Annotated in this window: 2 protein-coding genes and 1 pseudogene; 2 read left to right on the forward strand and 1 reads right to left on the reverse strand. The window is 31.4% G+C overall.

Translation table 11 applies throughout. The annotated features are described in order from the left end of the window. Nucleotides 1-33: 33 nt before the first annotated feature. Nucleotides 34-1,182: pseudogene (locus P9E47_RS22705) on the forward strand (TnsD family Tn7-like transposition protein); the annotation flags it as partial. Nucleotides 1,183-1,408: 226 nt separating this feature from the next. Here P9E47_RS22705 and P9E47_RS22710 read toward each other — a convergent pair. After that, the gene (locus P9E47_RS22710) at nt 1,409-2,128 is read right to left on the reverse strand and encodes a hypothetical protein (RefSeq protein ID WP_326165145.1); all 720 of its coding nucleotides are present in this window, start codon (nt 2,126-2,128) and stop codon (nt 1,409-1,411) included. A 189-nt stretch (nt 2,129-2,317) separates the two neighbouring features. Between P9E47_RS22710 and P9E47_RS22715 the strand changes: the two genes are divergently transcribed. Next, nucleotides 2,318-3,124 carry a DUF5677 domain-containing protein gene (locus P9E47_RS22715; protein WP_326165147.1) on the forward strand — a complete coding sequence of 269 codons (807 nt, stop codon included), beginning with the start codon at nt 2,318-2,320 and terminating at the stop codon, nt 3,122-3,124. The last annotated feature ends 45 nt before the right edge of the window (nt 3,125-3,169 follow it).

Consider the following 3,169-nt stretch of genomic DNA (forward strand, 5'->3'; position numbering starts at 1 on the left):
AAATAAAGTGCGTGTTTACAGCAATGGTTTGGAGAGAAATATACAAATGCTTTAATAACAGAAGGATTGGCTTACTATAGTGGGCGAGTAAAGCAAGACAAGTGGAGAAATTATTTTATCCAAAAGTACGAACATGACGTATTAAGTCTATTTCATAGCTCTTTGAATGGGAAAGGTGATTGGCTATCCATGATTGTACAAAAGCATAGGAAGTCATTTCATCCGATACGTCATTTGCTGGTAATGTCTGCATTAGAAATATCGGTGGAAGAATTATTTAATGAAGAAATAACATCTCCTTTTGTATCTCCCCCTTGGGCATGTTTAAATTCTATATGTGACTTCTATAAACAAGATGTGATAATCAGTATGGATTTAACCCTTTCCGATAATACGAAGAATCCGATTGGTACATTTAAGTGTCCACATTGTAAATTTACATATACAAGGAGAGGACCAGATAAAACAGAGATTGACCGTTACCGTAAGACAAGAGTAAAGTCATACGGTCCAGTTTGGGAAGCAAAGTTAATAGAGCAATCTCAACTCGGTATAAGTTTACGAGAATTATCTCGAAGAATGGGGGCAGACCCTAATACAATCAAACGATTCCTTACGAATGATGGTAATGAAAAGATTGTGGTCAGTGATACTGAATTATCTGTTGACCAGAAGAAATGGTTGGGTTTGATAAAGGAAAACCCTGATATGTCAGTGAAACAATTAAGAATGGGCAACAAAGCCTTGTACATGAGGTTATACAGAGCAAATCGTGAATGGCTTAGAATAAATAGTCCAATATTTAATTTACCGTCAAATAAGGAACGAATTGATTGGGGGAAGCGGGATAACGAAATTTTAGATGAAGTCATTAATGCTATAAATGAATTATTAAATGAAGACAAAAAAACCATCCGTATTACGCTTTCTAAGTTAGGTTCAATGATAGGAAGGAAGGCTCTTTTAGAGAAAAAGTTGTATAAACTACCCAAAACAAGGCTCTATCTCGAAAAACATTTGGAATCAGTCAGTGACTTTCAAAACAGAAGGATTGTTTATGTGTTAAATAAAATGAAAAAGCAAGGAGATGTATTGCCCGATTGGCAGATTTTAAGAATGGCTGGATTACCGTATGAGGAAAAATGGCTGGATGTTTTAAATAAAACCCGTAGAAACAGATGATGATTATATAAAAGTTTTCCCAATGTATTTTGTAGAACGTGCTTGTTTTTTATGAGAAGGGGGAAGTTTCCGAGACTAACCCACTTCTCCCTCTCATTAAAAACCATCAGAAAAAGGTTACTGAAGGTCAATTAAATTATAGCATCGAAGTCTTAGGCTTTTGAAAAATAACAAATGAGTTTTATACAAAATAAATATGTTTGTTTTTGAATTTCTATTTATATAGTCACCATTTTTCACAAAGAGTTGCCCTTGTCATAGAATGAATATTATCGAAGTAAGAAGATAGTTCCTTAATTGCATTAATCAAATTTTCTAATTCAGTTGCTTTGCTAATATGTGCCTCAACAAGTTCTTCATCGTCATTAAAAATGAGAAAAGCTACCTCTGGTTTGTTAGGGTTAAATCTTTTTGTTACATCCTCAATATCAATCATTTCAACGTTATATTTCTTTTTATCCATATTTTTATTTTTTGTAAAAGGATAACGGAAGTAAGTGCTATCAAAGTCATATGATTTAATTAAATCAACGTATATCTGATTTTCAGACTTGATAATATCCCAATTAGCATCAGGAGCTTTAATTGCTAAAGATTCCTTGTTATCTTCCAATATCTCTATAAAATACTTGTATAGAGTAGATATATCGTGGCATTTTGTGATTTCCTTCCACTCTCTTTTCACTTTTACATATGGAATATCATTATCGAAAGCAATTTCACCATTTTTATATGGTAATTTTAATTCTCTATGAAAGATGGTTATAAGTGACTTTAAAAACAATTCTACTGAATGTCTAAAAAGATATAAAACTGGCATTTCACCTGAATGAAAACCATCCTTATAGTTTTCATCAAGAAAAATAGCTGTACGTCTGAAGTTCGAGGCTGTTATTCCAAAACCTAAATCAATATGGGTCGAAATATCAGTAAACAAGTATTTCATATAATATATCCCCCTATAACATTTTTAAGCGAAAAGGCAGGTAACATAACTTGCTATTTCCTTTCTTGAATTATACCATTTTGTAAAAGAGTGATTATTAGTGTGAATTATTTTTAATTTCAATAGCTACATCCTAAATAAAATCATTAGATACTGTTATTCCTAAATGCTATCTAAGGGGGAGGATTAATGTCGAAAACTTCTGTTTATAAATTACTGGATAACCTTAATGAATATTCCGAGGCATTGTTCGAGGTATTTTATTATTTAGAGAATCTTGAAGAGTTTAAAGAAAACGTGGAAGACTCATTAAGACAATACTTTTATCATACCTATCTAAAATGTAAAAGAAATTATAAAGCGATTATGGTATTAGTAAATCTTGATGATGAAGATTTAAAAAATGGTTATGTTGAAGCAATACCACTACTTAGGACATTAATTGAGAGTTATTTCCACTTGTGTTATGTGACTGACTCAACACACAAAGAGGAGGTAATTCGCAATTATGATTTGTTAAACAAATATCAGCTAAAACAGATGTTGAATAACAAAGTGGGATATAAGATAGTTTTTCAGGGGCAGGCTGATAAAAGAATGCTTAAAGAAATAAAGAGGGAAGTTAATAAGGTAAAGGAAGATGACATTAGAATCTTTAAAGATATCCATAGATTTGCTGATAAAACAAATAATTTAGATATGTATTATGGAATTTATAAAAAATTCAATAGCTACGTGCATTATAATCCAACAACATACATATCTTATGGGGCAATGGATGGTCAAGAAAATTTTAATTTTGGTAACATGCAACATCAACCACAAAGAGAGTGTGAGATATTATATTATATCATCGAAGTTGCTTTAAAAGTTTTAGTTACAGCAATGAATTTTTTGAGAATTAATTATGCAGAAAATTGGGTATTTGACTTGTTTACGGAATGGGAAGATTTACGAAAAGAATATCGAGGAACAGATTTAGTAAATTACCTTTAACCCTTAACCCTTTTTCCTTTTCTTTGTACACACCTAAAAAACATT

This window comes from Schinkia azotoformans (assembly GCF_035811335.1).
Taxonomy (GTDB): domain Bacteria; phylum Bacillota; class Bacilli; order Bacillales; family Bacillaceae_J; genus Schinkia; species Schinkia azotoformans.